Annotated in this window: 17 protein-coding genes; 4 read left to right on the plus strand and 13 right to left on the minus strand. The window is 37.3% G+C overall.

The window, feature by feature from the left end; all coding sequences use genetic code 11:
* Nucleotides 1-74: 74 nt before the first annotated feature.
* Together SPK86_RS12905 and SPK86_RS12910 are read left to right on the plus strand one after the other, a co-directional pair.
* Nucleotides 75-842 carry a sulfite exporter TauE/SafE family protein gene (locus SPK86_RS12905; RefSeq protein WP_330949544.1) on the plus strand — a complete coding sequence of 256 codons (768 nt, stop codon included), beginning with the start codon at nucleotides 75-77 and terminating at the stop codon, nucleotides 840-842.
* A 136-nt stretch (nucleotides 843-978) separates the two neighbouring features.
* Nucleotides 979-2043 carry a hypothetical protein gene (locus tag SPK86_RS12910; RefSeq protein WP_284141499.1) on the plus strand — a complete coding sequence of 355 codons (1065 nt, stop codon included), beginning with the start codon at nucleotides 979-981 and terminating at the stop codon, nucleotides 2041-2043.
* A 350-nt stretch (nucleotides 2044-2393) separates the two neighbouring features.
* Here SPK86_RS12910 and SPK86_RS12915 read toward each other — a convergent pair whose 3' ends face one another.
* From SPK86_RS12915 to SPK86_RS12940, 6 genes are all read right to left on the minus strand, one after another.
* Nucleotides 2394-3860, minus strand: coding sequence for a glycoside hydrolase family 1 protein (locus SPK86_RS12915; protein WP_330949545.1), 1467 nt, complete (start codon nucleotides 3858-3860; stop codon nucleotides 2394-2396).
* A gap of 45 nt (nucleotides 3861-3905) precedes the next feature.
* Nucleotides 3906-5762 carry a beta-glucoside-specific PTS transporter subunit IIABC gene (locus SPK86_RS12920; RefSeq protein WP_284141501.1) on the minus strand — a complete coding sequence of 619 codons (1857 nt, stop codon included), beginning with the start codon at nucleotides 5760-5762 and terminating at the stop codon, nucleotides 3906-3908.
* 117 nt (nucleotides 5763-5879) lie between these two features.
* Nucleotides 5880-6716, minus strand: coding sequence for a PRD domain-containing protein (locus SPK86_RS12925; protein WP_284141502.1), 837 nt, complete (start codon nucleotides 6714-6716; stop codon nucleotides 5880-5882).
* Nucleotides 6717-6916: 200 nt separating this feature from the next.
* Nucleotides 6917-7582: a response regulator transcription factor gene (locus tag SPK86_RS12930; RefSeq protein WP_330949546.1), complete on the minus strand. Its 666-nt coding sequence runs from the start codon at nucleotides 7580-7582 to the stop codon at nucleotides 6917-6919.
* Nucleotides 7583-7650: 68 nt separating this feature from the next.
* Nucleotides 7651-8244 (minus strand): class D sortase, encoded by a 594-nt coding sequence (locus SPK86_RS12935; protein WP_330949547.1) that lies wholly within the window; start codon nucleotides 8242-8244, stop codon nucleotides 7651-7653.
* A gap of 17 nt (nucleotides 8245-8261) precedes the next feature.
* Complete coding sequence (locus SPK86_RS12940) at nucleotides 8262-13589, minus strand: SpaA isopeptide-forming pilin-related protein (RefSeq protein WP_330949548.1); 5328 nt, start codon at nucleotides 13587-13589, stop codon at nucleotides 8262-8264.
* A gap of 365 nt (nucleotides 13590-13954) precedes the next feature.
* Between SPK86_RS12940 and SPK86_RS12945 the strand changes: the two genes are divergently transcribed.
* Nucleotides 13955-17014 (plus strand): hybrid sensor histidine kinase/response regulator, encoded by a 3060-nt coding sequence (locus SPK86_RS12945; protein WP_330949549.1) that lies wholly within the window; start codon nucleotides 13955-13957, stop codon nucleotides 17012-17014.
* A 76-nt stretch (nucleotides 17015-17090) separates the two neighbouring features.
* On the opposite strand, the gene SPK86_RS12950 is transcribed toward SPK86_RS12945, so the two are convergent.
* Nucleotides 17091-18230 (minus strand): response regulator, encoded by a 1140-nt coding sequence (locus SPK86_RS12950; RefSeq protein WP_330949550.1) that lies wholly within the window; start codon nucleotides 18228-18230, stop codon nucleotides 17091-17093.
* Nucleotides 18231-18524: 294 nt separating this feature from the next.
* Between SPK86_RS12950 and SPK86_RS12955 the strand changes: the two genes are divergently transcribed.
* Nucleotides 18525-19967, plus strand: a complete 1443-nt coding sequence (locus SPK86_RS12955) for an amino acid permease (protein WP_330949551.1) — start codon at nucleotides 18525-18527, stop codon at nucleotides 19965-19967.
* A gap of 1 nt (nucleotide 19968) precedes the next feature.
* Here SPK86_RS12955 and SPK86_RS12960 read toward each other — a convergent pair whose 3' ends face one another.
* The 6 genes from SPK86_RS12960 to SPK86_RS12985 all read right to left on the minus strand — a co-directional run bounded on the left by SPK86_RS12960 (nucleotide 19969) and on the right by SPK86_RS12985 (nucleotide 26731).
* Entirely contained in the window at nucleotides 19969-20985 is a 1017-nt protein-coding gene (locus tag SPK86_RS12960; RefSeq protein ID WP_330949552.1) for a phosphotransferase enzyme family protein, read from the minus strand.
* A 431-nt stretch (nucleotides 20986-21416) separates the two neighbouring features.
* Nucleotides 21417-22268: an alpha/beta fold hydrolase gene (locus SPK86_RS12965; protein ID WP_330949553.1), complete on the minus strand. Its 852-nt coding sequence runs from the start codon at nucleotides 22266-22268 to the stop codon at nucleotides 21417-21419.
* Nucleotides 22269-22301: 33 nt separating this feature from the next.
* Nucleotides 22302-23165, minus strand: coding sequence for an alpha/beta fold hydrolase (locus SPK86_RS12970; RefSeq protein ID WP_330949554.1), 864 nt, complete (start codon nucleotides 23163-23165; stop codon nucleotides 22302-22304).
* Nucleotides 23166-23178: 13 nt separating this feature from the next.
* Nucleotides 23179-24060, minus strand: a complete 882-nt coding sequence (locus SPK86_RS12975) for an ABC transporter permease (protein ID WP_284141513.1) — start codon at nucleotides 24058-24060, stop codon at nucleotides 23179-23181.
* 20 nt (nucleotides 24061-24080) lie between these two features.
* Nucleotides 24081-25019, minus strand: coding sequence for an ABC transporter permease (locus SPK86_RS12980; protein ID WP_330949555.1), 939 nt, complete (start codon nucleotides 25017-25019; stop codon nucleotides 24081-24083).
* Nucleotides 25020-25102: 83 nt separating this feature from the next.
* Nucleotides 25103-26731, minus strand: a complete 1629-nt coding sequence (locus SPK86_RS12985; protein ID WP_284141515.1) for an ABC transporter substrate-binding protein — start codon at nucleotides 26729-26731, stop codon at nucleotides 25103-25105.
* Between the last annotated feature and the right edge of the window lie 12 nt (nucleotides 26732-26743).

Raw genomic sequence — 26743 nt, forward strand, 5'->3', positions numbered from 1 at the left:
TAAGCTATTAATAATTTCCTTTATAGCGTATGAGACCGTTTGATAAATTGACTAGACATTTGAGGTGAAACGAATTGAATAGCGAAATTATATTCATCGGTTTTTTTGTGGGCGGACTCGTTGGTATGACTGGGGTAGGTGGGGCATCCTTATTAACACCAACACTTCTATTTATTGGAGTTCCACCAACAACTGCAATTGGAACAGACTTTATCTATAATGCCTTAACCAAATTAGTAGGCACAATCCATCATATCCGTCTAAAAACCGTGAACTTCCGGCTTGTTGGATATTTAGCGCTTGGAAGCATTCCAGGAGCGATGATGGCGAATTTTCTTTTTTATGTATGTTTAGCTCCTTATTATAATGAAGCATTCATCTTACAATTACTCGGCTTCCTTTTAATCATTGTTTCCATTATCCCGATTATACAGTTGATTTATGGAAGAACGTCACCAAATATTTGGCAGTGTAAAACGATAGAAGAAAAGAAATATATAACGATTGCTAGTGGATTTGTCATTGGGGTTGTTGTCGGCATCACTTCCATTGGGGCGGGAAGTCTATTTGGACTCTTTCTCCTTTATTTTTTTCAAATGAAGCCAGCTTCTGTCGTAGGAACTGATATTACCCATGCATTTATTTTAGCAACTATGTCAGGGTTATTAATGGCGGGATATGGACATGTAGATTATTTTCTAGCAGGAAATTTATTATGTGGCTCTATTCCTGGTGTCATCATTGGAAGCAAACTATCGACCATCATGCCATCTTCTACTGTTCGCATCATTATCTTAAGTATCATTTTAATCACTGGCTGTAAGCTTGTATTAAATGGATAACTTAGGCAATAGCGAAAATAGTATTGGTCTAGTTTATTCAACCATACCGTACGCTTTCCAAAGACATATGCTATTTGTAATTGGAAAGTACCAACAAAAGGGCTTTCCAAAAAAAAAGAAAGGAAGTGTACGCTTCATGCCAGTAGTTGCTAACATTAATTTATTTAATTTACATGCAACAGTGACAGTTTCCAATATTACTACCGGACCGAACGCTGGATGTGTAGAAGTTACAGTTGAAAATAATTCTTCATTCACTCCGCCAACTGCATTTATCGGATCTCTTTGCCTCAACTTGAATCGAACTGGACCATTTTATCAAATTTCTGGACCTGGAGATGAAGGAGAATTAAGTGGAGGCAATTGCCCTGGTGGATGTTTACCAGATGCAGATATTGTACAAATGTTTACAAGTCCTCCCGATCGAATCGAACCAGGTGAAACAGCAAACTTCGTCATCTGTACAGGAGATCCAGTAACTGATCCATTAGATGAAACAGACTTTGTGCGGGTCGGTCTTCATTTCCAAGACATTCCAATCATTAGTAGTATTTGTTTAGCGGCAAACTTCGTCGGTGGTACAACTACTACAACGACAAGTACTTCGACCTCTACTAGTACCTCTACTTCTACTAGTACTTCTACTAGTACTTCTACTTCGACTAGTACCTCTACTTCTACTAGTACTTCTACTTCGACCTCGACTTCATTTACGACAACAGTTTGTCCAATACCAAATCCGCAAACATGCTGTCAGGTTCCAGTAGAATTCAAGACACAGCTCGTTCCACCTGCATTAGCTTCAGCTCCTATCGAAACAAGGGTATTCTTTACACAAGCACCTGTAGTCGAAATGGTGTGTCCTGAAAAAGTAGTCATTTGTGGAAAACTTTCTAAAGAAATAACGTACACCGCTGTTGCAGCAGACGGCACACAATCCAGCAACACGATTCGACTCGATGATCGCCCATTCCAATGCATCATTGATCGGGATGACGCAAATGAAGGAGATATATTCGACATTGTCGGCTACGATGTTTTATGTGAAGGACCAGCTAAGCTACAAAATAGAGGGATCCGACCAGGTCCAATTACTGACGGACCAAGTGTAAGCGTGTATTGGAAGCTTCTCGAGAAGGATATTATCAAAGTATGTATCAGGAAAAGAGTATTAAGGGAACGTATTAATAACACTGTGTAATCCTTGTGGTAAGAAGATTGTCATAAAAAAGCACTTGTTCGTATGGGAAACAGTCCTACATTCGTAGGACTGTTTTTGTATTTGTAGACACTGCGCTGAGAGGTTCTTGAACAACTTTGATGGAGAGCTAATCTTTTTTGGGCTATTCTCGATCGAGTTGGGGAGCTTCGTGATCGTTTTGGGGCTTTCTTGATCGAGTTTGGTTGATTCTCGATCGTTTTGGGGGTTTCTTGATCGTTTAGGGCACTTTCTCGCTCAAGTTTGTGCTGTTCTCGCCCGAGTTTGGCGAGTTCTCGCTAGCGTTGCTTGGAACACTAAAAAGGAGAGGCAACTGCCTCTCCAAAAATTTTTTATTCTAATTCCTCACCATTTGAAGCGATTACTTTTTTATACCAATAAAAAGAATCCTTTGGAATTCGCTTTAATGAGCCTTTTCCTTCATCATCTTGATCCACATAAATGAAGCCATAGCGCTTACTCATCTGTGACGTACCACAGCTTATTAAATCAATACAGCCCCATGTAGTGTAGCCCATTAATTCAACGCCATCTCTTATTGCTTCCTTCATTTCGATGATATGTTTTTTAATGTAATCAATCCGATAATCATCATGGATTTTTCCATCGGCCGTAAGAACATCTTTTGCACCTAATCCATTTTCTACTAAAAATAGTGGCACTTCGTATCGATCATAAAGTTTATTCAATGATATTCTTAAGCCAATTGGATCAATTGGCCAATCCCATTCTGATAGCTCTAAATACTCATTTTTAATCGGACTATCAAAGGTTCCGGCAAGCTTTGATGCATCTGGACGTGCCTCTGTCACATGGGACATATAGTAGCTGAATGCCACGAAATCAACCGTTCCTTCTTTTAATAGCTCACTGTCTCCTTCTTCCATATGAACGTGAATATCATTTTCAGCAAAGTAGCGTTCCATATAAGCTGGGTAAGCTCCCCGCACCTTGACATCTGGATAAAACATGTTTAATTGATTCGATTTTAATGCTTGCAATTGATCCTCAGGCTTGGTTGTTTTTGCATAAGACTCAATTTGGTTTATCATACAACCCATTTTTGCATTTGGCATTATTTCACGAGCAGCCTTTACTGCAGCTGCACTCGCTAAAAATTGGTGATGTGATGCTTGATATGCCGCTTCCAGTTTATTTTCAACCTTGTCTGCGAGTACGCCAGCACCTGTATATAAGCTATTTAAGTTCATATTCATTTCATTAAATGTAATCCAATAGTTTACTTTATTCTTATATCGTTGAAAGATCGCGCGCGCATATTTTTCAAAAAGCGCAATAAGCTCTCTACTCATCCATCCATTGTATTTTTGGGTTAAAGTAATTGGCATCTCGTAATGAGACATCGTTACTAGAGGCTCGATGCCGTATTTAGCACATTCGTCAAATACATTATCATAAAACTGCAGCCCTTTTTCATTTGGTTCGGCTTCTAATCCTGTTGGAAAAATACGAGCCCATGATATCGATATCCGAAATGTTTTAAATCCCATTTCAGCGAATAGCGCAATATCTTCCTTATAACGATGATAAAAGTCGATTCCCCAACGCTTTGGAAATAAATACTTTTCAGGATGCTGCAAATACTCCTCTAGCTCCTCTGAATTGACATCAAACGTAAAATTGTTGACGCTTCCTCCTGCATATGGATCCTTAAAAGCTGCCATATCGGATGTAGATAGGCCCTTACCATCTTTATCAAAAGCTCCTTCAATTTGATTCGCTGCAGTAGCTCCACCCCATAAAAAATTAGCTGGAAATCCTTTTTGAAATGTTGACATATTCTTTTCCTCCTCCATCGTATTCATTACTTAAATCTTTGTAAATTACTTAATTAACATCAATAATTTATCTTCACTCGCAAAAACTTTTTGTTCAGCGGTATAAATAACATCCAAAAAATCTGGAGAATTTAACACTATAATTGGTGAAATTAACGAAACTTCTTTTTGCTTCAATTGTTCCATATCAAATGTTAACAGCTTGTCTCCAGGCTGAATTTTAGTTCCTTCTTCTACATGTAAATGAAATCCCTCTCCATTCAACGAAACGGTTTCTAATCCAATATGAATGAGTAGCTCCACTCCCGTATCGGAGGTAATACCGATTGCATGATTCGTTGGTGTAACCATTGTTACCGTTCCAGAAAAAGGAGCATATACCACATCTCCTTCTGGTAAAATCGCAACACCCTTGCCTACTAGTCCTTCCGAAAATGTTGAATCTGGAATTTGCTCTAACGGAACGATGTTACCTGTCAATGGGGAAACTATATTAATCGGCTGGCTTGCATTTTCTGTTCGATTATCAGATATAGCCTGATTATCTTCATTTTCCTTGTTAATGTTCATCATTAGTGTAATAACAAGTGCAACCAAAAAACTAGCAGCAATACCGATTAAGGCATAAATGAAATTGTTCGTATCTTTTACAATATAAGTAGGTATAGACATAATACCTGGCACTGTAAAAGCAGTTGTTCTAACTGCTAAGGTACCAAATATTGCTCCACCCACAGCCCCACCTATTAAACTCGCATAAAATGGTTTTTTCAATTTCATTGTTACCCCGTAAATGGTAGGTTCCGTGATACCAAACATTGCTGGAATAAACGTTGAAAAAGACAACTGCTTCATCTTTTTGTCCTTTGTTTTGAGAAATACGCCAAGTGTTGCACCAGCCTGAGCTAAGTTAGCAACTAAGTTCATCGGCAATAGCATAATATCGTATCCGTATTTATCAAAGCTTGCGAAGGTTCCAGGAAAGAAGGCATAATGCATTCCTGTAATCACAATTAATGGCATCAAGCCACCCATTAGAAGTCCTGCAATTGGACCAGCAACAGAGAATAAGCCTGAGAAAAACATATCCAAATATACACCAATGTAGCTTCCAAGTGGAGCAATAAAGGTGAGTACTAGTGGTGCTGTAACAAGTAAGCTAATCAATGGCACAAAAATGATTCGTAAAGATCTTGGAATTATTTTTTCTGCAACTTTCGATACATAACTTAACAGCCAAACCCCTAATATGATTGGAATAACAGAAGAAGCATAGCTGTTCATCGGGATGGATAACCCTAAAAAATTCAAACTGCTAACTTCTCCGCTGGCCGCATATTCCATTATTTTTGGATACATCATGATCGCTGCTAAAGCAATAGATAAAGAAGCATCTGCTCGAAACTTTTTAGCAGCTGAAAAAGCAATTAAAAATGGCAAGAAATGAAATGGTGCATCTGAAATAAAATGTAGTACTTGATAATTAGAGCTTGTTTCCGAGAGCAAATTTAGTACAACAAATAATGCTAGCAAACCTTTGAGAAGTCCTGCTCCTACAATCGCAGGTAATATCGGGGTGAAGATTCCAGAAATCACATCAAAAACACGCTCAATCACGTTTCCTTTTTGTTTTGCCTTCGTTTGATTAGCAGGTGCTTTATCTAAGATACGACTAATTTCGGCATAAACTTCATTCACTCTATTGCCGATAATTACTTGGAATTGACCGCTTTTAAATTGGGCACCTAATACGCCATCCAAGGATTGGATCTTTTCTAGATTTACTTTTTCTTTATGAACAATGTTAAAGCGCAGACGTGTAATACAATGCCAGCTTTGTTCGATATTCGCGCTTCCCCCAATTTCATTTATAATTGCTGCTGCTAATTTATTGTTGTCCATATTCGATCCCTTCTTCCGTTTTTTTCATTAAAAAAACCTAAGCACACTGTTGCACAATATAACTTGTGACAACCAGCTGCTTAGGTTAATGCCTTAAAAAGTAACACACCTAAAATACTACGCTTTATTTTCTTGTAAAAGTCTTTCAATATGAATAACAAGGTAGGATATTTCATCATTACTTACTTGCCATTGAAATTCTTTTTCTACCATTTCTTTGATAATTAAACCACATGCATAGCTTTTCATATAGCGTTCTTGAATTATTTCCTTCAATGTTTCATCCATATTCACATCGACTGTGCTTTTCGATTTATGTCGTGCTAAAAAATAGCGCAAATGGGTAATAAATCTTGAATAGCTAATCGTCGTTTTATCTAGATGTACATCAAACAATTGTTGAATAATTTTAACCGCATTTTTAATTAGCTTTGTAATTTGAATGGTATCTTCCATGGAATTCGTATCGATTTGAGCGTTTACAAAGTGAAGCGCGATAAAAGCTGCTTCCATTTCAGGAAGTGTTAGCCCTATTTCTTTTTCTATCAATTGTAAAGCGAGCTTACCAACCTCATATTCATCATGATATAAATACGGAATCTCCCATTGTAAAGGGTTATCCTGATTCACATCATTTGGTCTTTCCTTCGCAAATTGTAAATGATCTGCCAATGAAAATAAAATAGACTGATTCAGTTTTTTTTGCAGGTTTTCCTCACCCAACCGAACAATTTTTTCGGTTACAGCTAACATTTCAGGCGAAATATGCTCTAGAAACTGACTGGTCTGAATGTTTTTTTCGGATTGAAATACTTTTGTTGCTTGACTTTCATCTACTACATCGCCTTTTTTCTTTTTAAATCCTATACCGGTACCGAATACAATTAATTCTTCATTTTTTTCTGATTTGGCCAAAATAATATTATTGTTTAGTGATTTGATTACGGTAAGCATCGTATTTCACCCCTAAAAAGCCATAAAAAAACACCAACTTCAAAACATAACAAAAATGAAGCGATTCTTCATGTTACATTTGAATTGGTGGTGCCTGATCGAGTCAGTGACACTCCTGTATCTATCTTTAAAATAGCATGATAATTTCAATCTGTCAATCAATATTGTTCACTTGTAAACAAACAATCATAAGCATGAATTCATTTCATCGCAAAAAAATCTTCAGACATTACTTTCTTTAAATAGTGAGCAACCTCTTGTCGCTTCCCAACACCTAGTTTTTTATACACCTTACTAACATAATCTCTAACTGTTTTTTCGGACAGCTGAAGCTCATTGGCAATTTCATTATTTTTGTAATGGTAATAAAGTAAATAGAGAATATCAATATCCCGCCAATTTACGTCGATTCCTTTTTCCAAAAGCTTTCCTTTCATCTTTTCTTTTTCATCGATGGTGGAACTAATTATCCTTCTTCCGATCTCTTCTGAAAAAACAAATTGCCCATGATAAACATTTCGAATCGCTTCAATAAGCGAGTGAGCATTAATATCCCATAATAAATATCCTTGTGCTCCTAGAAGCATTGCATTTCGCAGTCGATTCATATCCATTTCCGCTAATATTACGACCACCTTCATGTCTACAAATCTAGTTTGCAGCTCTCTTGTTATATTAAGTAAGGTATAATCACGCTTATTCACATGTAAAAGCATCACATTCGGGGAAAAAGCAACTACCTCCTGCCAGTTTATCTCGGCATTTTTCACTAGCTCTAATACACGCATATCTTTTTCGGCTTCTAGAATAATTCTTAATCCATTACTAAATAATTTTTCTTCATCTATTATTACGACTTTTATCATAACGTGATCTCCATCTTTCTAAAAAATACATCCTGTAGAAGAAGGGATTTATCTACAGGATGTATCCATTAATTTGTTCCATTGATTAATTTACCCTTTAATGCAATTCGATCTTTTCCGTCTACAGTACAGGTTATCAATGTTATTTCACTAATGTCTTCTTCATCTTGCAAAATTTCTACTGCAGTTGGATCAATTACTTCTGATGATGTAATTTCATAGATGAATGTCTGATTCGCTGCATGCAGCAATGCTCTGTCTCCTACAACAACATTCGGTAATTGCCGAAAATGCCGATCGCCTCGATACCCCCGATGACCTGCAATCGTAAAGTTCCCTTCCCCAGGTGTTTGGTATGGCTTAATTTGTGTAAGCGCAATACTCAAATTATCCTGCGTTGTTTCTGGTAGTACCTTTTGTTTTAATTGAATCGATGGAATCTCTAACTCTACCACACTTTTCAATTCTTCTTCGGAAAAAGGAAGTTCTTCAATCGGTTGAATCCCTGTTGCTGTTTCATCCGCTTCAGAAACAAAGGATAGTGCTTCTTCAAGTGCTGCTAGCTTTTTCTCCTGCTCCCACTCGTAATAAAGCGGAATCGAGATGAGGTTGAGTCCGAAAGCGATAAGAAAAAAACCAATCCATTTTCTCTTTTTTAGCATCAAACCCATCCTTTCTCCTAATAATCGATTTGTTTTCTTCTACCGAAAATCAAAACCAGACCAGCAATGATAAAGAAACCTCCGAAAATCATCAGATAGCGAAAGAACGTTTCGCCTGTTTGCGGTAATGTATCTACATTATTGTTCGAATCATTTGGTTGATCCGGTAGTACAGGTTGTGGAATAGCAACGTTTTTTACCACAACCTCCTTTACTTCTTGCTGACCTAATTCAATGGTAAATAGAATTGGTTCTGTTAATATCTCATAGCCCGCAGGAGCTTTTGTTTCAATTAAACGATACTCCCCTGGTCGTAAGTCGTGAACGTCAATTTCACCAGCACTATTTGTAACTAAGTTCGTTGAAACAATGCTACCATTCGCATCTCTTAACTCAAATTCTGCTCCAGCTAATGGTTCATTTGTATCGGCGTCCACTTTTCTAATCTTTACATCTCCTCGTATTACTTCATTTTCAACGACGAGCTGTATCGGTTCTTCCTGCCCAAACTTTATTTCAATAGGTATGATCGTTTCATCAAGTAAATAGCCAAAAGGTGCTTTCGTTTCAACGAGTTCATAGTTGCCCGGCATTAAATTCTCTATGCGAAGCATGCCTTGCGAATCTGTTGTCAGACCTTCTTGTAGTTTATTTCCTTCAGCATCTAGCAGACTAAATTCTGCACCAGCTAATGGTTTCGTACGATCTTCTGCATCAACCTTTGTCACTTCTACGATACCTTTGATTAACTCATTCGTAGTAGTGATTGCTACCATTTCTTGTTGGCTTTTTACAATCTCAAATTGAATTGGTGTTTGATCTAATGCGTAATTGGTTGGTGCTTTCGTTTCCACAAACTGATACAATCCTGGCCGTAAATCATGAACAATAATTTTTCCATTAGCATCCGTTGTTAGGTTTGGAAGAATCGTATTTCCAGCGCTATCTTGCAGGTCAAATACCGCATTTGCCAAAACCATATTTTCTTCTGATACCTTTGTTAATTCAACAGAACCAGGAATTAAATCATTTTCTGCCTGTAATTTCGTTATGGCCAGCTTTTCTTCTGTTTCACTTTTATTAATCGTAAAATCAATTGGTGTTCCATCCCTTTGATAATGCAAAGGAGCTTTTGTTTCCATCAATTGATACTGGCCTGGAGCTAGATTTTCAATTATTAGCTTTCCGCCTTCTCCTGTAACAAGATCCTCTTTCAGTAGATTTCCTTCATGATCTAATAAGGTAAAAGTGGCTCCTTTTAATCCAATTTCATTATCAAACCCATCTACCTTGATTAATTCCACTGCTCCTCTAATCAAATGATTTGGTGCTTTAAGTAAAATGGTTGAGCTATCATTTGGTTGAATCGTGAAAGGAATTGGTTCTGGGTTTAGCTGATAATAGGTTGGTGCTTTTATTTCCACGAATTGATAGTTTCCTGGTTCAAGGTGCGGAACAGTAATTTTACCTGCTGCATTCGTTTGTAAGCTTGTGTGAACAACCGTTCCATCTTCCTTTTCAAGTCTAAACTGCGCACCTTCAAGTACATTATTCTCATCATCAGCAGCAAATTTAGTTAACTCGACAGAGCCAAGCTCGATATTTTCTGCTGTTAACAAAATGATTTCCGTTTGATCTGCTTTAATCGTAAAAGTAATTGGCGTCGCATCTAGCTGATAGCCGATTGGCGCTTTATGCTCTACAAATTGATAATCACCAGGAGCTAAGTCTTTTAAAGAAAGTAGTCCTTGCTTATCTGTCACAGCGTATTGAATCGTTTCATAGGTAGCACCATTTTTCTTTTGTAAAGCGAATTCCGCTCCAGCTAATAATTCACCTGTCTCTTTGTCTTTTTTTGTCAAAGCTACTGCACGGATTATTTTTTGGTTTAAAACCGTAAGCTCATTTCCAACTTCTGTTTCACTTCCTGCCACATACGGTTGATCAATCGTAACCGTCTGGCTTGCTTGATTGATTAAATATCCTTCAGGTGCTTCTTCCTCAATCAATACATATTCTCCATAAAGCAACCGATCAAAAACAACACGCCCATCTTCACCCGTTGTTTGTGTTCCAATAACTGCTCCGCTATCTTTATCCTGTAAGATAAACGTTGCACCTTGCAGCACTTCACCAGAGAATTGATCTGTTTTCGTTACCGTTAGGTTTCCTATTTCCCCTGTTCCATCTCCCATACCTGCTGTTCGTTTTACCGTGATCGTATGACTAGATTCATTTTCTACAAGGTCAATTTTTTCACCATTAAAGGATATGTTATTGCTAACCTGCTGTCCTGGTTTTTCTAAAATCAAAGATTGGTATTCTAAAATATATGGTTCATTGATTTCATTCACAAACGTCAATGTAAACGAATCTGGATTTTTATTTACTTGTAACGTATAATCCTTTCCTTTTTCTAAAGCGGTTGACTTCGTTACATTGCCAGCAGCATCGACGGTTGTTTTAAATAATTGGAATGAACCTTCTAACAAAGCTTGATTTATGCTAGGCTCATCGATTACTGTGGCATTCACTATTTGTGATTGACCAAAGTTGATATCTACCTGCCAGTCAATGATTTTCCCATTCTGAACACCAGACTTTGCTGTGTATTTTCCTCCATGTGGGATCGACACAAGAGCATTTAAATCCGTTTCTTTTACAGCACCATTATAAAGTGTTGCCGTGTTTTCATAGCGCTCTTCAACAAGGTCCAAATTATTTAAGCTTGTTTTATAAACAATGTTGTATGCAGCGCTGATTCCATCATGGAACGCGAGCTGGAAGCCGGGATTTCCAGTTGCATCATTTATCCACGTGACTGTATATTTATCACTTGGCACGAGTTCTTTAGGTTCTGCTCCGTTTACTCCACCTGTTAAGTCCATTTCGTAAACAAGAATGGAATCCTTTAACAGCTGCTGGTTTCCAATAATATAATCTTCTACAATAGGAGTTTGAATCGATTTTAAATTGTAGTTAATTCCAACACTCCATGTAATTTCTTTATCAATTGCATTATAAGATCCCGCCTTAAATCCATTTGCTTTAGTAAAGTCATCTGGCTCAAACGGTGTTATTGCTTCCTTGGATTGGGGATTTCCCGCTTCATCATTCCATGTAAGAATGGCCTGATTTTCCAAGTAGTTTTTGGTTTGATCCTGTCTTTTTTCAAAATCGAATGCTGTTGTATAGATAATGGTATGCGGTGTCTCAATCATACTGTTGAACGTGATCTCAAATTGATTTTGTTCATTTTTAGATAAAACATAATCAATATCCTTCTCAAGCTCTACATTGCCATTTAATATGCGGATTGTTTCTGGCAATAGTGTTAACCCCTCATTCGTAAAATTATCGGTTAACACAACTTGGTCCATCTTATGTTTATCTTTATTAAATGTAATCGTCCACTCGATTGTTTTATCCTTGTAGTTCGGCTCGCCGTGGTTTTTAAATAAAATTTGCTGTCCAATCTTTTGGGTTGCATCTTTTCCGTTACTTCCACTTTCTACACGGTTCGTGATTGTTTCTGATTCATATACCCGATCAATGGCCTTTGTCTGATAAATAATCTTATAGGCAGTATCGATATTCTCGCTAAACTGAAGGTGAAAGCCATTTTTATTAGTTGCTGTTTGCGGAGCTACCGTATAGTTATGAACAACTTCCCCTTCACCTACTTCTTTACCATGCTCATCGAGCGTTATTTTCTTGACGATAAAAGAATCGGCAAGCAGTTCTTGACTGTCATTAAAAAAGTCCTTTAATAACGCATCATTTTTTAAAATGGCTTTCTCATTGTAGTTGTACTTAATTTCCCAAGTAATCGTTTGATTTTCTTTATCATATTTAGCTGATTTTTTATCTAATGGCGTACCACGTCCAACTGTAACAACTGCTGAAGCATTTTCTACTTCAGTTGTATCAGCGAGCAGCTTTGCATTGTTCTGAAACGTTGCTTGATCCTCATCAGTAATCATTGTTTCGTAAACGACGCGATAAGCAGATTTGATCTCTTGATGAAAATCAATCGTAAAGTCGTCGCCAGTACTTGTTTTTCCGATGGAATACTCTGCAGGATTTACTTCACTACCAAGAGAAGTCTCTCCATTAAGCTTCGTATTTAAATAGTAAAGCTTTACCGAATCTTGCTTTAAAATTTGACCAGCTAATATCGGATCCTCTAGGCGCGCATTTTGCAAGGTTTCTAAGCTTTTATTAAAATCAATAGTCCATTCAATCTGGGTTGCATTGTATGCTCTATCTGGCAATCCTTTTTTATCTACTGAAGGACCTGTTGGTTGAAAATCAATTGGAATCGTCGTTGATTGTTCGCCATCAATTGGCGTAACGATAATTTCTTTATCTTCGGTTATAATAATTTCTTCACTTAATTCGGTCCATATTTGAAGATTGCCATGAATATTGGAATATTCCTCAATAAATGGGGTAAATGAAATGATTGCTTCACCAGTTTTGTTAACAGAAAAATAACCAATTACTTCACCGTTAAACATCATCTCTTGCTGATCAATCTCCGTATAGATTTCCAGCTCATTTGGTACTTGAAACCGGAATTCGTCTCCACCTTTATAGGAATGGCCATTTTCTAATGCCCATGTATAGTCAATTGAAATGAGTGAATCAATACCTGGTTTATCTACTGGATTTCCATCTATATCTTCATAGGATAACGATGCACTTGTTAATATGTTTTCTGTAATGATCTGCCTTACATCTGCTAAGGGTTGCGTTGCATCGAAAGTTTTATTGGTAGGGGAAGAAGCTTCCGCAGTTACTACAGCATTGTTTTCTTTTGGTTGAGAGATCTCATGTTCAGAAGGATTAGTTTGATCTGTCTTTGCTGCTTCATTCTTGGTGGCTACTTCCTGTGATTGCTCTGGTTTTTCTTCATTTTGGTTGAATTGTTTTTGTGCTTCGATAACAATTGTCCCAGTTGCATTTGCTGCTTGTTCCACACTTTCATTGAAGGAAATAGTAACTTTGTTATCCTTCGTCACTGTGTAATTTCCAATGTTCACTTCCTCATACACTAATTCGCCTTCTTGTTGTTGTTCAATTCGTATTTCTTCTGGAAGGCTAACTGTATAAGTCATTCCTTTTTCAACGTTTATGTCGGCAATAGACCAGTCTAAACGAATAGTAGTTGTTTTGACCTCTTGCTCAACATTAGCATCTGATTGCTCATCCAAAATCTCTACATTTTTCACAATGTTTGCTTCTTTGTTTAAAGCATTCGCTTGGATAGGGATTGCTAGACTGCTAGAAATTGTTTGAAAAAGGAGTAACAGGGCTAAAAAAACATATAATCTCCTTTTCATCTTCGACATCCTTTCATCGTTTTCATTTACTATGCTTTCCGTCTTAAAATAGACTTTGACATACTTTTTAAGGTTATCAAACTCAACTCTACAATTTCTCTACAATTTTATACAAAGCATCTAGGTGTTTATGGAGATTAGTTACACTTAATAAGAAGGAAACTTCAATTAGTCGGGGGTTCCTTCATCCTCTACTTCCTCTCTTTGTCGGCTCCTAATAGGCTATAAGTGGGGGAATCACTGTCATTAACGTATAGGATAAATTCTGAAGCTTGTTTACTGAAAGAACTTCGGGCATAATAAATCTAATAAAGTAGCCGGTAGAAAATATGGTGAGTTAACTTGCAGGAGGGCAATCTGGGGCGATGACAAATAGAAAGATTTTTATCATTATTAGTTTAACGTTAATCGTCTTAGCTAATTTTCGCTTAGGCTGGATTATCTATCATAAGCCCTTAGACCAACCGCAAGCAGCAAATGGTGTGATTGATCTAAGCAATTGGAAATTTGATGATAAAATGACGATTACACTTGATGGCGAGTGGTTTTTTTATCCAAATGAGTTTTTAGATCCCACAGTGTCTCCTCATCATACTAATAGAAAATTAATGGCTGTTCCTGGAGACTGGACGACCGCTTTTAAAAAACAAGATGAGAATGCATCCTATGGATTTGGCACTTATTACTTAAAAATTTTGCTTCCAGAGGATAAAGATCACTTATATGGAATTCGATTTAAGCATGTTTCCACCGCAGCAGAAGTGTATGTAAATGGAGAACGTATCAAAGCATTTAATCGTCCTTCCAAATCAAAAGATCTTGATGTTACAAAGCGTGGTCCCTTTTCGCAAAATTTTCATACCCATGAAAACGAAGCAATCGTTATGGTGCATGTGTCCAATTTTGAAGACCCTATCTTTGGCGGAGGGATTACGAAATCAGTAAAATTTGGGAGAGAGACTGCGATTAGTAAAGAGGCTAGCTCCTCGAGAACAATGCAACTCATCGTAAGCATTATTTATTTATTACACAGCATGTACGCATTTATATTATTTTTTTTAGGAAAAGGTAGGTATCAAAGGGAAGTTGTTTTTTACGGTGCTATGCTCCTTTTATCGTCTATTGGTATATTAATTGATGATGACATTGTAGTACAGTTGCCATTTCCCATCGGGGTTTCTAACAAAATACTTCTATTCATCTTTAATAGCACTTTACTATCGATGATTATTTTTACAAGGCATTTATTTGGCCTAAAACGTACACGTTTATTTAAAGGATTGATCTTTGTTTATTCTATAATAACAATTGGGGAAATTTTGCTTCCAATTGAACAAATCGAATATCTCGGAAGTGGCGTATTCATCTACTATACACTTTCACTATTTTACTTATTTACGAATACTATAAAGGTTGTAAAGGATGGACATCCTGACTCGTTGTACATCCTGCTTTTCTTAACGAGCTATACATCAAATATTTTATGGGGAACAGCAATTAAAATGGGGATAGTTGATATCCCTTACTATCCATTTGAATTTATATTTTCTGTTGTTGTGATTGCTTTTCTATTATTTAAACGTCATATACGAATCGTTCAATTAACGGAGCAACAAAGCACCCAACTACAAATAGCCGATAAAAAGAAGGATGAGTTTTTAGCGAATACGTCCCATGAGCTTCGAAATCCGCTTCATGGCGTCATTAACATCGCTCAAACAGTACTTGATGATAAAACAGAATCACTTTCTGAGCTTAATCGAGAAAATTTACAGCTGCTTATAAAAATCGGACAACGAATGTCATTTACCTTGAACGATCTCTTGGACATAACAAGACTTCAAGACCAATCGATACAACTTAACCGAAAAAATATTGATGTAGAATCGGTTGCCGCTGGTGTGCTTGACATGATTTATTTTACAACAGAGCAGAAGGATATTGATATTTCACTCGAGATTCCAAATCATTTTCCTTATGTAAATGCAGATAAGAATCGATTGATTCAAATCTTATTTAACTTAATTCATAACGCAGTAAAATATACAGAGAAGGGCTCCATTACAATTGGTGCGACGCATGAAAATGGGATAGCTACCATATTTATTGCCGATACCGGAATTGGAATGAATCAGGAGCTTCAGCAGCAAGTATTTCAGCCTTATGTTCAAGCAGACAGCAGTCTAACATCGGTTGGTGGCGGAATTGGATTAGGGCTTACAATATGTAAGCAGTTAATAGAATTACACGGAGGAACAATTTATGTGGAGTCAATCCTTGGTGAAGGGTCGACATTTTATTTCACGCTTCCGATTGCTGCTGATGCTAAACAGAAGGAAGAGCATATAGCGGAAGAAGTCGCTTCTACCTATGAAGCTGCACCGATTCAAGCAAACTCTCGGTCAACAGTGGAAGAAGCGGAAAACCTTCGAAAAGAGGATGCGCCTAGAATTCTAGTAGTTGATGATGATCCGGTTAATTTACGAATTATAAAAAACATCCTTGTTAGCGAATATGAAGTCATCACTGCAATGAGTGGCAAACAAGCACTGGAACTGCTTGAAATGAATACATGGGATCTCGTTATTACCGATGTCATGATGCCACAAATGTCTGGCTATGAATTAACAGAGCATATCCGCAAGCAATATTCGTTATCGGAATTACCAATACTGATTTTAACCGCACGCAATCAATTTGAGGATATCTATTCAGGATTTGTCGCTGGTGCAAATGATTATATCGCCAAAACGATGAATACATTCCAATTGAAGCCACGTGTACGGGCATTAACTAACTTAAAACAAGCTATTAACGAACAGCTTCGAACAGAAGCCGCTTGGCTACAAGCTCAAATCCAGCCACACTTTTTATATAATACGCTCAATACTATTGCATCATTGGGAGAAATGAATACAACTCGTATGGTAGAGCTGTTACATGAGTTTGGAAATTATTTACGAAGAAGCTTTGATGTTCAAAATAGAAAATCCCTTATTCCACTTGGAAATGAGCTTGACTTAATCAAATCCTACTTATTTATTGAAAAGGAAAGATTTGGAGAGAGATTAGAGGTTAAATGGGTAGTACCAGAGAACATTGACGTTCAAATACCTCCTTTATCACTTCAACCCGTCGTAGAAAATGCCGTACGTCATGGTGTGTTACAACGTATGGATGGAGGAACCATTTGGATTAAAATTTTTGAAGAAAATAGCTTCTACCAAATACATGTTATTGATAATGGGGTAGGGATGAGTAAAGAGAAAATAAACCATATTCTTTATGGGAATCTCCACAATGTAAAAGGTGTAGGTTTAGCAAATACAAACAGAAGGTTAAAACAGTTGTTTGGTAAAGGATTAGAAATTCAAAGCAAACTGGATGAAGGAACTACCGTTATATTGTATATTCCAAAAAAATAATAACGAAGGGCTGAAACAAAGCCTATTGTTTTGTTTCAGCCTTTTCAATCGTTTAACATGCTATGTTACGCCTTATTTATAGCAATGCATGGTGGTTTTTCTCCCAACTTTCATACCACACGTTTATCTTTTCATTCGGTAAAACACCAAATTCTTCATCTAAAAATTGCTTTAGCTTTTCATATTGCTGCCGTACATGGATATGATCGTTAATTGTTGCGTAAATCTTCATTAAGGAAAAATGCGCATCTTCTGTTTCCGGATATGCCGTGCAAACCTTTTTATACCATAAAATAGCAGCAGCCCAGCTCTTATTTTTATGATAATACGCTGCGATCTTAAAGCACGTCTCAATCCATAATCGCTCAAACCGATACCGCTCATTTTCTAACCATAAATAATCGTAAGCCTGTAGATAAGGACCTGTATAGTTTTTCATTACATCTAAATACACTTGAATAGATTCTGCTTGAAGGGGTGGTGCAGATTGAAGACCCTTTTCCCATTCATCTATATCAATTTGAACATTCATCAGTTTTAATCTATACCCTTCAGACATATTGGTAACTTGAATATGTCCTTTATATTTCTTTAATTCTTTACGAACATGGTAAATCGTTGTATATAACTGTGAATATGCTTTATCCGCTTCGAGCTCTGGCCACAGAAGCTCCACTAATGCTCCTTTACTAATAAGCTGTCCACGGTGATGAAGTAAAAATAAAAATAATTCATTTGCTTTTTTTGTCCGCCAAGAGAAGGCAACCTGCCCTTCATCTTTTTCAATAGTAAGCTGGTTACAAACATAAATACGAACGCTCTTTTCTTCTTTAGGTTGTGGCGAGTCCTTTTGCACTTGTAAGTGATTGGCAACACGTAATAATGTTTTCTTGACGCGTTCCTTTGTGAGCGGCTTAACAATATAGTCGAGTGCATTTAATTCAAACGCATCGACCGCATATTGGTCATAAGCTGTAACAAAAACAACGATAAGTTCTGGTTTTTTTTCTAATAATTGTTCTGCCAGCTCTAACCCATTTATCTCTGGTAAATTAATGTCTAAAAAAGCAACATCAACATCTTGACTAATAATTGCTTCTTTCCCTACGATTGGATTTATGTATTTCCCGATTACCCTTACATTGCCTAATTCATGAAGTTGATGTTCTAGATAGTCTAAGGCAAGCTGCTCATCATCGATCAAAATCGCACGCATGAAGATCGCCCCCTTTTATTGATCTGGAAATAGGTTATAAAAATACTTCTACTAAGTTTATTATAACAACTTTATGAGTAGTCTAGCTATTTTTCAGTATTACTTATCACCTATAACAGGTCTAATGTCCCGCGCAAAATTAAATTATTCTCCATAGAAGCTCAAGTATTACCTTGGGCAGAGCTCCACAAGCTCAACCATAAACTTAGTCCTTTGTATCACAAACATCACCTAAGCACATATTACTAAATGCAATTCTCCAAGTTGCTCACATTCTTCTAAGCGGTGATAATAATGAAAACATCTGCATCTTCGAAAAAGAAATTAGGAATTGTTGCACTCGTTGCATTAGGAATCGGATCTATGATCGGTGCAGGCGTTTTTAACAGTCCAACTGATCTCATCTTAAAAGCCAATCCACAAGTAATTGTCATTACTTGGGGTATTGGTGGTATTGGCGTCGTTTCATTGGCATTTATCTTTCAGCTGCTCACACATCAGCGTCCAAAGCTAACCGGTGGCATCGCTTCCTACGCAAAGTCTGGCTTTGGAGATTTTATCGGTTTTTTAGCCGCTTTTGGTTACTGGGTTAGCGGACTGCTTGGTAATGTTGCTTTCTTTACCTTAATGATGAAGACATTAAACAGTCTCTTACCAGCCGGCTATCGTCTGCAACCTATCCTCCTCTTTATGCTCGCATCGGTAATCCTTTGGTTCATCGTATGGCTGCAAACAAAAGGCGCAAAAAATGTTGGATTCATTAATATAATCGTCACCATTGCCAAGCTTATCCCATTAGTACTCGTGATGGTCATTGGCGCGTTTGTGTGGCATCCTGAAACTTTCAATGTCGCAAATTGGACTACTGTGTTAGCTAGCTCAACACAGCCGACCGCTTCCACTAGCTTCCTCACGCAAATAAATAGGGCAATGGGAGTTATTTTATGGTGCTTTATCGGGGTAGAAGCCTCTACTGTATTAGCAGAAAAAGCGAAATCCCAAAACATTGTTGGAAAAGCAACGATTATTGCCATCTTCGTCACACTTGCTGTTTATGTCGGTATATCGGTTATTTCGATGGGAGTAATCCCAGCAAAATCACTAGCAGCTGCAGAAACACCACTGGCCGACGTGCTTGCGGCTACAGCTATCGGCACTTTCGGATCAGCCATTGTAAAAATCGGCATTCTCATCTCCCTTCTCGGAGCCTTGATTAGCTGGATGATGCTTTCCGTTCAATTAGCATACATCGCTGCGAAAGAAGGATTGCTACCACACATATTCACTAAAACAAGCAAACAAGATGTCCCAATCGCTGCACTACTCATTACGAATGGAATAACACAGGTCTTCTTTTTCGTGCTTCTTTCGGAAGGTCTACAAAGCATGTATAATTTCGTCCTCTTATTAGCAACAACGTGTATATTGATTCCTTATTTTCTTTCTTCCATGTTTGCATTTAAGGTCGTCAAAGCCGATTCATTAAGAGGAAAGCATCTCCTTGCTACCGTTCTTGCTATTCTTTATACAGTCTACTGCTTTATTTCTGTCGGCATTGTATCCATCGCAGCATCCTGTCTTCTTTATGGCATCGGAATGCTCGTATTTTACAAAACAAAAAAGGACCAAAAGCAAGCAGTAACAAAGAAAGAATGGCTCGCAATGGGGTCTATTTTTCTTCTCGGTGCCGTCATGGCTGTGCTTCTAGCAACAGGTATTATTACGATAAAAGCATAAGTCACTTTTCATTTTCACCTTGCAGGCAGGCTAATATATCCGCTCCTGTTAAAGGCGTACACGGGAGTTCTTCGCCAATCGCTTTCTCCATTTGAAATAATGCATTGGAAATCCTTTCTTCCTTTTTTTGTTCTATTGTGAGGTGTGTCATTAGGTAAATGTAGGAGTATATTCGACGATACTTTAAGAAAAACGGGAGCCTCAGCACTTCCCTTTCATCGATGCTTGTTTCTTTTTTATAGCCTTGTAGAAAGTGGATAAGACACCCTTGGGCAAAAGTATCTCGTTGTCGTTCGTTTTGGGATGGTACAGTTTGCAGGGCATGATAGAAAGAAATAGCAATATCATAAATAAACCAATGCTGAACAATATCGCCAAAATCAAACAAAGCAATACCGCTTTGCTTCCTCAAAAAATTTTCATGATGCAAATCGTGGTGAATAATACCGTAGTTTTTTTGACTAGCTTTAAAGCTTGCCATTTCAACCTTGACTTGCTTCCATTGAAGCAGGATGGATTTATCAATATTTTCAGGGGTTTGTAAAAGCAATCTTTCCTCATACCAATGGGGAATCTCGGCATGGAATGTTGATAAGGGAACATTTTTAGCTGCTTCATGCATCTTCCCCATCGCTTGTCCCCATTGTTCGAAAAGGTTTTCGTTCCATATCCCAGGATTTTGACAATCAATCTGAACTCCATTTACTTTTTCATAGGCAACAACAACATACCTTTTTCCCTCGGTTGATTTAATTTTTTCGATAAGGTTTCCCTTTTTTGAAGCAATTGGAGTGGCTACATCAAGATGGACGCGATGCAAATAATTCACCCACTCCACCTCAGCTTTTAATGATTTTGTCTGAAATGACGTAGCTTCGTAAAATTTCAAGATGATTGGCTTTGGTTTTTCCCTAAAGGTACATTCATAGACGTTATTATTAAATCCACCTACCAAAGTTGGAGCGTAAAGAGGAATCCCATACTTCTCCGCACTTTGAATTAATACCGATTGCTCCAATCCGCTCTCCCCCCTATTTAACTGTTGATTTTCATTCTACCAAAGATGGTAGATAAATGTTGAGCGCATTCTTGATCGTTTGCGGGGGTATTCTCGCTCGGTTTTGGCGATTTCTCGATCGTGTTTGAGGTGTTCTCGCTCGAGTTTGGGGTGTTCTCGCTCGAATTTGGCGACTTCTTGATCGTTTTAGGCGCTTTCTCGATCGTTTCGAGCGGGTTCTTGATCGTTTTAGGCGCTTTCTTGATCATTTCATCTAATTCTTGATTATTTTTCGCTTCTCATTCAAAGCTTCTTTAAGTAATCGGGCCTAATCAGAGTTTAACAAAATTAGGAGCCTGAATATTTCTACCAAAACTTCTTTTTATCATAAATTTACACAGAAAAAAGTGCAGCTTAGAGGATAAGCTGCACTACTTTACATGTTGTCCATCTTATTTGATATGTGGTAAAGCTCCATTTTCATTAAGAAATTTTCTTACAAGCTTTAAATATTTGTCATTCTCCTCCACGTGCGGAGAATGTCCACTATTTTCAAATTTTATATAAGTGTTGTTCTTTATACCTGCTGCCAATTCATCAGAGCATTCAACAGGTGTTACCCAATCATGAATCCCTACCGTTATTAAAACAGGCGCCTCAATTTCTTTTAATCGATCCGTGATATCATAATGCTGTTTGTTTACCCGAAACGCATAATTATGTGTTTCATATCGAAAGAAGATGTTATTTAATTTTTCTTCAGCAGCTTTCTCATCAAATTCAACTGTATATAAAGGCAATATAGCCTTTATCATCTCTTTAAATTCTTCATTCGAGCGAACCTGTCCATTAAATAGACGATCAAGCATTTCCTTATTTATTCCTGGCAAATTACTTTTTAAGGCTTTTTCCTCGGAAATATAATTATATTTACTGCTTGCTGCAGTATCTCTTAAAATTACCGATTTAACCTTTGAGGGATATCGCAACACATATTCCAATGTTAAGTATCCGCCATAACTTCCTCCAAGAATATGAATTTTTTCGACTCCTAAATGACTTCTTAAAGCATCAATATCATCAATCCATTGTTCATGTGTATATGGGGGCACTGTTTCCGAACGACCAGAGCCACGATTATCTAGAAATACGAGCTGATAGATATCCCCTAATTTTTGAAATGCATGAACATCTCCCCGACAATCACTCATGCCTGGACCACCATGAATAAAGAAAATCGTTTCTCCTTCTTTATTTCCATGAATTTCATAATATATTTTACAGCCGTTTAACTTCACATACATTTTAAATTAACTCCTTTGATTGATTTTCACGGGCTAGTTAATATCAACTACTAGATTTCCAGTAAGGTTCCCCATCAAAAACTTTTGCAGTAAATCACTGTACACATCTGGAACCTCTCTTACTAAGGAATGTCCATAGTTTTCAAACTCCACATAAGTTGAGTGATGGATTAGATTTGCGATACTCCTCGCATACTTAGATGGTACTATCCAATCCTTTTTCCCAGCTACAACAAGTGTTGGGACTCTAATTTCATTTAATTTATCCTTTAAATCAAATGTTTCTAGATTTTTATGAAAAGCATCGTTATGTGTTTGATAATGAAAATAAATTTGATTCAATTTTTCTTGCTGGGCTTCAATATCGTTTTTCATTGTATACAAAGGTAATATAGCTCCATACAATGTTCTAAAATCATGATTTGATTGAACTTTACCTGCAAATAAACGTTTTAGATCTTCTTTACATATAGTTGATTTCTCACTTTTCAACGCATTATCGATTGCTTCAAAATGATGCTGATTATCCGGTGCCGTTACATTTAATATGATCGCCTTTGTGCGCTCAGGGTATTTTAAAACATATTCCTGAACAATAAATCCACCATAGGAGCTGCCATGTAAGATGATGGAGTCGATACCAAGTCTATCCCGCAAACCATCTATATCCTTTACCCATTGCTCATGCGTATATGGCGGTACATCTGCTGACCTACCTGATCCACGCATATCTAAAAACACAAGCTGATACATTGACTCCAAATGCTTAAAAGTAGTTACATCCCCGCGACAATCACCTAGTCCAGGACCACCATGAATAAAAAAAATAGTGTCCTTTTCATCAGATTGTCCATGTACTTCATAATAAAGTTTGCATCCATTAATTTCTATAAACATCGTTCCACTCCAATTATTTTCGAGAATTTTTAGGATCAAGTAAATCTCTTAATCCGTCTCCAAAAAAGTTATACGCTAAAACTACCAACGTAATTGCTACACCAGGAAGAACACCTAACACAGGGGCAGTCCAAATATACTGCTGGGCATTCTGAAGCATATTCCCCCAAGTAGCAGTTGGTGGTTGTATCCCTAAACCTAAATAGCTAATTGCACTTTCCGTTAAAATTGCCCATGCAATTCCAAGCGTACTCGCAACAATAATAGAAGGAATTACCTGTGGGATGACGTGCTTCATTAAAGTGCGGATAGGACTAGATCCCATCACATTTGAAGCCTCAACAAATTCACTTTCCTTCCATTTTAACGTTTCTCCATATACTACTCTTGCAATCTCCATCCAAGAGGTAAAAGCAATAACCATAATAATCATAAACGGGCTTTTTCCAAGTACAGTTAATGCTACCAATGCAAGGAAAAAGTTAGGTATCGACATCATAGCCTCTGTAAAACGCATAAGTATCGTATCAATCCAACCTCCAAAGTATCCAGCAACCGCTCCAATTAAACCACCTATTAAAACGGTAAATAACATAGAACCAAAACCTACTAGAAGTGTAATTTGTCCGCCATATAGCATTCTACTTAAAACGTCCCTACCTAAATTATCCGTACCAAGAGGATGTTCTAATGACCAGCCAGCTAATGCATTAATAGGATCCACCGCCTCTGGATTAACTGTCCATACAAGTGGTCCAAGAAAAACAGCAAGGTGAATAATTAAGAGAAATAGAAACGCTGTGAACGCAACATAATTTTTTGACAGCTGATGAAAAAAGCTTTTTAATCCTACGGTTGAGGTCCTAACGTCTCTTATTTCTGTCATCTCACTCATGTATACACCCCCTAAACCAATTAACCCATATTTTTAACACGTGGGTCTACTTTTGAATAAATAATATCTACAATAAAATTACAGACTACAACTAACACAGTAACTATCACAGTTACTCCCATTACCAAATTATAATCTCTGGATTGTGCTGCCTCTACAATAAGTCGTCCCATCCCAGGCCAGCCAAAAACAGATTCAACAATGACCGCACCACTTAATAACCTCGGTATAAGAACCCCAATAATTGATATCACAGGAATAAGTGCATTCCTTAAGGCATGAGAATAAATAACCGTTCGTTCTTTAATTCCTTTTGCACGAGATGTCCGAATATAGTTTTGAGTAATCACTTCTAACATCGATGATCGTGTAAAGCGAACGATTGTTGGCAATGTAGCTGTTGATAAAATAACTACTGGCATAATTGATGCTTTAAATTGATCAAGCAGACTTCCTTCACCAACTCCAGATGATGGTAACCACTTTAATTGCACAGAAAACAACAAAATCATCATGATCGCCAACCAAAAAGAGGGAACCGACAATCCAATAACACTGCCAAAATTTATCGTATGGTCCTTCCAAGTATTACGGTTTGTTGCCGAAATGATTCCGAATAAAACTCCAAAAATAATAGACAAGACAATCGTCCACATCGTTAATTGCAAAGTAAAAGGAAACCTTTCTAATATTCTATCTGTCACTTCTTGTCCGCTTGATAAAGAAAGGCCTAGATCACCTTGCATAGCGTCTATGAGCCACTTTCCATATCGGATTGGAATCGGATCATCGAGACCTAGCTGCTCTGAAATTGCTGCCCTTTCTTCCTCAGTTGCATCCATTCGCATCATGGAAGATGGACCACCAGGTGCCAAATTCATGAGAAAAAAGGTAATCATCGTCACAATCAATATTAATACAATACTTTGTCCTAATCTTTTTATCGTAAACTGTAGCATGGATTATTGCTCCTCCTTTCACAACAACTAAAAAAGAAAGGAGGGACATACCTTCTGTAAAGATTTATCCCTCCAGAATTTTTCTAGTTTTGTATCCACCACTCATTAATGTAGTGAAGCGAACCACCAAAATGAATATCGGGAACATCTTGTAATCTTTTATTTCGAATGCTTAATTCCTGTGGGTACCATAAATAAAGGTAAGGCAAATTTTCAGACATATATTCTTGTATCTCGTTGTATACGACTGCTCTTTCATCAGGGTCACTAACTGCCTGTCCTTTTTCGAGCAAAGCATCTAATGTATCACTCTTATAACCTGGAATATTATTACCTGATTGTGCGTTTGATGAATGATATTGTGCTAGAACGTCTGGATCCGATGGGTAAGACCACCAGTTAAGGATCATCTCAAAGTCACGATCAATAACATTCTTTTGAATCATCGCATTCCATTCTAGAGTATTTAGCTTTACATCAAAACCGGCTTCCTTTAAATACTGTTGCACTAATACAGCGATAGATTCTAGATCGCCTTGTAATGCAATATCAAAAGTAAAGGAAAATTTTTCTCCATTTTTATCTAGAATGCCATCACCGTCTGAGTCTTTCCATCCGGCTTCCTCAAGTAATGCTTTTGCCTTTTCAGGATTATATGCATACGATGTGACATCTTGCTTATAAAATTTCTCTTGATCAGGTGTAATTGCAGCATTTGCAATGTTTCCATATCCACCTAATACAGAATCAATTATTGCTTGACGATCAATAGCATGTAACATAGCCTGTCTAACCTTTACATCTTGAAACTTCGGATTTTCTAAATCGAGAGCGATCCAAAAATATCTCGTAATATCTGAGGATACAAGATTTATATTTTCGGCACTTTTCACTCTTTCTAGCGATGATTTATCTTCTAGCACAAATATATCTAACTCATTACTGAGTGCTTGTGCAATTTGGGTATTGACATCTGGTAATATTTTGAATGTCACTGCATCTAGATGTGCTTTACCATTATGAAAGTCATCAAATCGAGTAACTTTTACACTCTGACCTGAAATAGCTTTTTCAAACTTAAATGGTCCAGTTCCTATTGGTGCTTCTTTGTTAAACGAAGTAAGCTCCCATGGATTTTCAACGTCTTCAAACTTATGGGCTGGTAAAATTTCCGAATTAAACGCCAAGTAAGCTGGTAATGATGCAAATGGCCGATTCAAACGGAATTCAACTGTGTATGGATCAACTACTGCTACACTATCCAAAGCTTTATAATTAGAGGCTCCATTCGATCCAAGTGAAGCATCCAATACTAGTTCATTAAAAGTAAAAGCAACATCTTTTGCTGTAAATTCCTCTCCATCATGCCATTTAACCCCTTGTTTCAACTTAAATGTCCATATCAGCCCATCCTCTGATGTAGACCATTCCTCTGCCAAACTAGGGGATGGTAAATTATCGAGCCCGGGTTTTGTCAGCCCTTGAAAAATGATTCGATTCACAATATTTGATTCTGCATAGGCATTCGGGTGCCAAGGATTAAAGATTGGGTCTCCAACAATTGGAATAAAAACCTCCCCACCATCCTTCGGCTCTCCTTTTGACGCTCCATTCGCTGCATTTTCTGTTCCTTTTTTATCTGGATTTCCACTCGCACATGCCGATAATATTGCCAGAAAGAATACTATTGCAATTAAGATATACTTTCTCATGACTATATCTCC

This window comes from Virgibacillus sp. MG-45 (genome assembly GCF_036409425.1).
GTDB lineage: Bacteria > Bacillota > Bacilli > Bacillales > Amphibacillaceae > LDC-1.